Origin of the sequence: Paraburkholderia atlantica, assembly GCF_009362785.1 — a bacterium.
Lineage (GTDB): Bacteria > Pseudomonadota > Gammaproteobacteria > Burkholderiales > Burkholderiaceae > Paraburkholderia > Paraburkholderia atlantica.
This window is the reverse complement of sequence record NZ_WHNQ01000112.1, coordinates 1-5,468: the sequence shown is the minus strand read 5'-3', so window position 1 is coordinate 5,468 and position 5,468 is coordinate 1. Positions and strand designations below refer to the sequence as shown.

The following is a 5,468-nucleotide window of genomic DNA, read 5'->3' as shown; positions in this document are numbered from 1 at the left end:
ATGACCGCTCGGCGGGAAAGGCGACCATCGTCACCAGCCAGTTACCGATTGAGCACTGGCATGGATGGATCGGCGACGAGACCATCGCCGACGCAATGCTCGACCGCCTCATGCAGCGTCATCATCGGATCACGCTTACCGGTGGTTCCCTCAGAAAGGCATCCCCAAAACCCAGCGTCCTGGAGCCCGAACTCGACCAGAACTAACAAGGAAATCTACAATCGACACCGCGCAACGCCCAACCCCGCCGAATCGGTCACGTTCCCGAAATTGGCGGTCACCTTCGCCGAAATACGCATCGAGGAGCGCAAACTGGGCGAGAAGCTGTTCGCGGAGGTTGGTCAGGTACTGCAGTCCAGCGGGATGAAGCTCAATAGCGGCACTATCGTGGACGCAACGCTGATCTCGGCGCCGGGTTCGACGAAGAATGAACAGAAGGCGCGGGACCCCGAAATGCATCAGACGCGCAAAGGCAAGCAGTGGCATGTCGGCATGAAGCTGCACATCGGGCTCGATAGCCAAAGCGGCCTGGCGCATAGCGCGGTGGTCACGGCCGCCAACGTCCACGACAAACGTCCGCTGCCAAGGTTGCTGCATGGTCAGGAGCAACGCGTCTACGGCGATAGCGCCTATGCGAGCCAGAAAGCGTTGATCCACAGCAAGGCGCCCCGGGGCACGCGACTTCACCAACCAGCGAACCCGGCGTGCGGGTCAGGTCGATGAGGTAGCGCGTAGCAAGAATCGCAACAAGTCGAAGATCCGTGCCCGGGTTGAGCACGTGTTTGCTGTCGTGAAGCGCCTGTGGGCGGCTTTACGAAGGTGCGCTATCGCGGGCTGGCAAAGAATGCCAACCGCGCCTTCGTTGCACTGGCGCTGGCCAACGTCTATTTGTCGCGCAGGCGGCTGATGGCACAGGTGCGCCCGTAATGGGCGAAAAGCGGGGAAATCCCCCGCTTTTCGAGCCTGCAGGGCTCACCGGAGCGAATGAGATTTGCTTTCACGGCGAAATGACCATTGAAGTATCGGCCAAACTCGAATTCCGCGGCTTGATCAGCGCAGCCTTAACGTGACAACGCCGCGCCGTTGACCGGGCGAGAAAGACGGTCGATTTCCGGCTCAGCGCCAAGCGCGATGTGCCTGCAGCCACGGCCTTCTTCGCGAAGGCAATCAGGAGCGGCAACGATCACGCTGGACGGTTACGCCGTGTCTCATCGCGCGGTGCCCGAAATGAAGGCCGATGAGCTACTGCTCAAAGACACGACGCTGCGATCCTCAAAGTACTTGAACGACGTGATCGGGCAGGATCATCGTCACATCAAATTACAGCTGAAAGTGATACTCGGTTTCAAACATTTCCGGAACGCGGGCAATCGCGATCTCGGGCTTCGAGCTGACCCGTCGTATTCGCAAAGGTCAGTCCGATCTGACGAACCTGCGCCTCAAAGATGCCACTGCGCCCGCTGTTTGGAAGGCAGTCCTTTCAGTTCGATGAGGTGACGGTGGATACGCCAATTCTTTCGCTCGCCGCTGAAATTGCACCAGAGCCAGCTGCTGGGGGTCCAACTTAGACGTCGGCGTAATCAATACCTGTGAGCACGCCCAGATGGGCAACCGTAGTGAAATGCGAGTCGTCGTTCGTATCGATGTCCAGCTCGCGCACATTGCCGCCCAAATCGGTCACGAAGGCACGGCGGCCTCGCCAATCCAAGCACACGCCAATCCCTTCCTTGAGTCCGCGCGCAACCACTTCACGATTAACCAGTCCCAACGTTGAGATCCTTGCGCGGTTCAGCGTATTTCCGTCGTCCGCATCGTCGCCGCGATCTGTCCAATAGAGCATCGCGTCGTGGTGGTCGATATCGAGATCAATAGGCTCCGGCAATTTGTCAAGCAAACATTCGACGTCTGAGCGTCTATCGGAAGCCGCATTTGCCGGTAGCTCAATGCCTGCCCTAAAGATGCGCCCCTGTCCGCCATCCGGAGGACCCTTCTGTGACCAGTAAATGTGTCCGTTTGTCTTATCCAGCGCAATGCCTACACAGTGGCGGGTTGCGTCAGCCGTATCTTCCGGGAAATTCCCAGTCCGCACGAGCTCCGTGACCTGAGTGCCATCCAGCCACGCACGCATGACTCGCATGCCTTCACGATCGCACCAGTACAGATGACCGGCTTCCTTGTCCAGCGCCAGTTCCTTCGGCGTTCCTGCCTTCCCCGAAGGCACGAGCACCCGATGCTCACTACCGTCTAGCTTCGAGCATTCGATCGTGCCATCGTTCGGTGGAAGTCCAGAGAGCATCGCATCGCCGTTGATTAGATGAATGCCGCTGCCCATGTTGCTCCAGTATAACAACTGGTCTTCGGCGTCCACCTTTATGCCGTCGGGCGTGTTCGTCAGGGCTGCGATAACGATTTCGTGCGAACCGTCCGGGGATAAGGCGATGATTGCCGGGGGACGTGCCTGGATGACATACAGCGTACCGCCATCACGTGTAGCCACAGTGCGACCTCCGTCGAGTCTGCAATATACGTTGTCAGGGTGGCAGCAGCGGTGTGCCGCACTGCTACTACCGAACGGTTTGTCATAAAAGTCCTCGGGTTACGCGATGACGTGAAAAGCGTCAATCCCGCCTTTTGAACCTGCGACAGATGCCGCGTTTGCCCAACCACCCATCGGGAAGCGGGACGTTCCGGAGCCGGTGGTCACCGGCAGATGCATCATATGCCCGATAACGTTCAGCCACAACTGACTCCCGTGAGCCCAGAATTTCGATCCAATCTTTACTACGTGGTTGGATGCACTGCTCCCCGAGCAGAAGATGCCGGCAATTACGTCGGACTTGCCGACCCGGTTCGGGCGGACGGATTTCCGCGAGAACGTCCCCCCGCATGCGATCGCACATCGACGAGCTGGACACTCGTATGGCTGGGGCAGGCTCTGTCAGGTTGACGCAGGAGCGGGGTAGAATGAAGCGATGAAGAAAAGAAAGCCGCTTTATCACGGTCACCGCTTCCCTGCCTTCGTCATCAGCTGCGCGGTTCGCTGGTATTTCCGGTTCAGCCTGAGCCTGCGCGATATCGAGAAGTTGTTGCTCGAGCGTGGTGTCGTCGTCACGTACGAAACAATCCGTTGCTGGTGCGACAAGTTCGGCGCTGAATTCGCCCAGCGTGCAAAGACGGCGCGGCGCAAGCGGGGCACCATCGAATAGGCTTCGTCGCCCGGTTCGATTCGCGCCGCCCCAATCAGCTGGTCGAGTAGCGAACGATCCGCGTCCCACAGGGGCGCGATTGTCGTTGCGCGCAGCATGTCACTCATGTGTTACCCCGGTGGTTTTGCCATTCGATTCAGGTCTCTTGTTTTCAATGCCGAGTTCACCCATCAGACGCCTGCGCGCTTTCTCGTCTACTATCAACGCCTGGACACGCTTGCGGAAATGAGGATTGTTGCCGAGCGGGCCCTTCAGCGCTTTGAGCGCATCGCGCAACGCGCAACGCGATCATCTGGCACAACTCCGGCACTTTCTGTACGACTGCGTCAGGAGAGAAATCGTGGATGGACTCAAATTCCAGATTCACTGTGAGCTGCGCGTCCGGACCCGGATTCGCCTCTAGTGCTTCGCTGAAGAAGCCATCGTTTTCGCAAACAGCTTGATGCTGAATCTCGGAACGCGAGATGAGCGATGCGACTGGTTCGATTTTCTGGCCATGAAGGGTCTTGCAAGCGGGTCTCTCGACCCACTTTGGCTGCTCATGGACGCACCTGTCATCAGCCGCGTGCGGCTCATGTAGATGTTGGCAAGCGCGAGTACAGTAAAGGCGCGCGTGGCGTTCTTCGCGAGGCCGCGATAGCGCACCTTGCCAAAACTCCACAGCCGCTTGACAACCGCAAAGACGTGTTCAACCCGGGCACGAATCTTCGACTTGTTGCGGTTTTTCGAGCGCCTAGCTTCATCGACTTCACCACTGCGATTGCGTACACGCTGGTTGGTCAAGTCCTTCGCTTTCTTCGCCTTGCTGGTGATGAGTTTCTTCTGGCTCGCATAGGCGCTGTCACCGTACACACGCCGGTCGTCGCCGTGCAGCAGCGCCGGCAGCGGATGCTTGTCATGCACGTTCGCCGCCGTCACTACCGCGCTGTGTGCCAGACCCGTCTGGCTATCCACACCGATGTGAAGCTTCATTCCAAAGTACCACTGCTGGCCCTTCCTCGTCTGATGCATTTCGGGGTCTCGCGCCTTGTCCGCATTCTTTGTGGAACTGGGCGCACCGATGATGGTGGCATCCACAATCGTGCCGGTGCCTACCTTCAGTCCGCGCCCTTGCAGCACCTCGCCGACCCTGGCGAACAATTGCTCGCCGAGCTTGTTGCGCTCCAGCCGCCGCCGGAACTTCAAGAGCGTCGTACCATCACGAACGCGCTCGCGTCCCAGGTCAACCCCGACGAATCGCCGCAATGCGGTGCTATCCAGCAGCGCTTCCTCGCAGGCTTCGTCGGCCAGGTCGAACCAGTGCTGCACAAAGTGCATGCGCAGCATGCGCTCCAGACCCACCGGTGGGCGACCGCCTTGACCCTTCGGATAGTACGGCTCGACAACCTCGCACAGTTGCGCCCACGGCACGATCTGATCCATCGTCTCAAGGAACACATCGCGTTTGGTTGGCCGACGGTACTGTTCAAATCCGGCGCCTTGATCGGCCGCCATCGCAAGGGTCTGTTGTTTCATGCATATCTAACGATTAAACGCCCAATGCCGTTGATCTTTTGCAGCGCAGCCCTAGGTGATTCGGCACCACAAGAGCGAGCGGGAGTTTCTGCCACTTAAGCACTTCATTGAAATTGTCCTTGTCGACGTTGATCGACTTCATGTCTTTAATCGCTGTAGCGTCGTTGCGCAAAGTGAAGTCGCCCACCACAAGCAATTTAAGCGGCAGCTCAACTTCTTCCCTTGATTCTCCGGTGGCCGGTCGATAAACGATATTGACCCGCTCCTTGGGAGCGGTTGAACTTTCATATGCCATATCTAACTCCGAAAAAAGCTAGCCGGTGTGGAGGTGCGAGACAGCATGCCCTTTTGCTGTCCACGTCTTCACCGTCGCGCAGCGCATCAGAATCGCATTGCATTCCGATGTAAAAGACGGTTTCCGAGATTTCCTGCGGAGCCAAACCGGGAGTGTCTGAATTTTTGTGTGCAAGGCGTCTGAAGATTTCAGGCGTGGCAGGCGATCAATTTCATTCTAGCTGTTGGGTCATGTGAAGCGATCCTCGTAGAGGATCGCGAACTGCCGCATGGCGGCCTTCCAGTCGTGGGCCGCACGGTGCCAGTCGCTGGTGATTTTGCGCAGCGCAAGCCAGAGCAGTTTGGTCGCCGCTTCATCGGACGGGAAGTGTCCGCGCGTCTTGATGATCTTGCGCAGCTGTGCATTCACGCTCTCCAGCGAATTGGTGTAGATGACCTTGCGCACCTCAGGCG

General features: G+C 58.2%; 5 protein-coding genes and 4 pseudogenes. 4 read left to right on the top strand and 5 right to left on the bottom strand.

The genetic code is table 11. The annotated features are described in order from the left end of the window. The 3 genes and pseudogenes from GCT19_RS40665 to GCT19_RS40655 form a co-directional block, all read left to right on the top strand. A partial coding sequence (locus GCT19_RS40665; RefSeq protein WP_193727503.1) for an ATP-binding protein occupies positions 1-206 on the top strand: 206 nt, incomplete at its 5' end. Between the two features lie 100 nt (positions 207-306). Then, a pseudogene (locus GCT19_RS40660) lies at positions 307-927 on the top strand (IS5 family transposase); the annotation flags it as partial. Between the two features lie 149 nt (positions 928-1,076). Continuing rightward, a pseudogene (locus tag GCT19_RS40655) lies at positions 1,077-1,492 on the top strand (DDE-type integrase/transposase/recombinase); the annotation flags it as partial. A 72-nt stretch (positions 1,493-1,564) separates the two neighbouring features. Here the strand turns inward: GCT19_RS40655 and GCT19_RS40650 are convergent. Continuing rightward, positions 1,565-2,497: a hypothetical protein gene (locus GCT19_RS40650; protein WP_176137997.1), complete on the bottom strand. Its 933-nt coding sequence runs from the start codon at positions 2,495-2,497 to the stop codon at positions 1,565-1,567. A gap of 475 nt (positions 2,498-2,972) precedes the next feature. Between GCT19_RS40650 and GCT19_RS40645 the strand changes: the two are divergent. Beyond that, positions 2,973-3,197: pseudogene (locus tag GCT19_RS40645) on the top strand (IS6 family transposase); the annotation flags it as partial. A 108-nt stretch (positions 3,198-3,305) separates the two neighbouring features. Here the strand turns inward: GCT19_RS40645 and GCT19_RS44730 are convergent. From GCT19_RS44730 to GCT19_RS40625, 4 genes and pseudogenes are all read right to left on the bottom strand, one after another. Then, positions 3,306-3,482: a type VI secretion system contractile sheath small subunit gene (locus tag GCT19_RS44730; protein ID WP_321576953.1), complete on the bottom strand. Its 177-nt coding sequence runs from the start codon at positions 3,480-3,482 to the stop codon at positions 3,306-3,308. Between the two features lie 263 nt (positions 3,483-3,745). Continuing rightward, positions 3,746-4,721, bottom strand: a pseudogene (locus GCT19_RS40635) (IS5 family transposase). 13 nt (positions 4,722-4,734) lie between these two features. Next, complete coding sequence (locus GCT19_RS40630) at positions 4,735-5,016, bottom strand: type VI secretion system contractile sheath small subunit (RefSeq protein ID WP_152854995.1); 282 nt, start codon at positions 5,014-5,016, stop codon at positions 4,735-4,737. A gap of 228 nt (positions 5,017-5,244) precedes the next feature. After that, positions 5,245-5,468: transposase (locus tag GCT19_RS40625; protein WP_193727512.1), on the bottom strand; the 224-nt coding region annotated here is incomplete at its 5' end.

Coding starts and splice junctions, on each gene's coding strand:
- GCT19_RS40630 (WP_152854995.1), bottom strand. CDS start 5,016: ATGGCATATGAAAGTTCAACCGCTCCCAAGGAGCGGGTCAATATCGTT.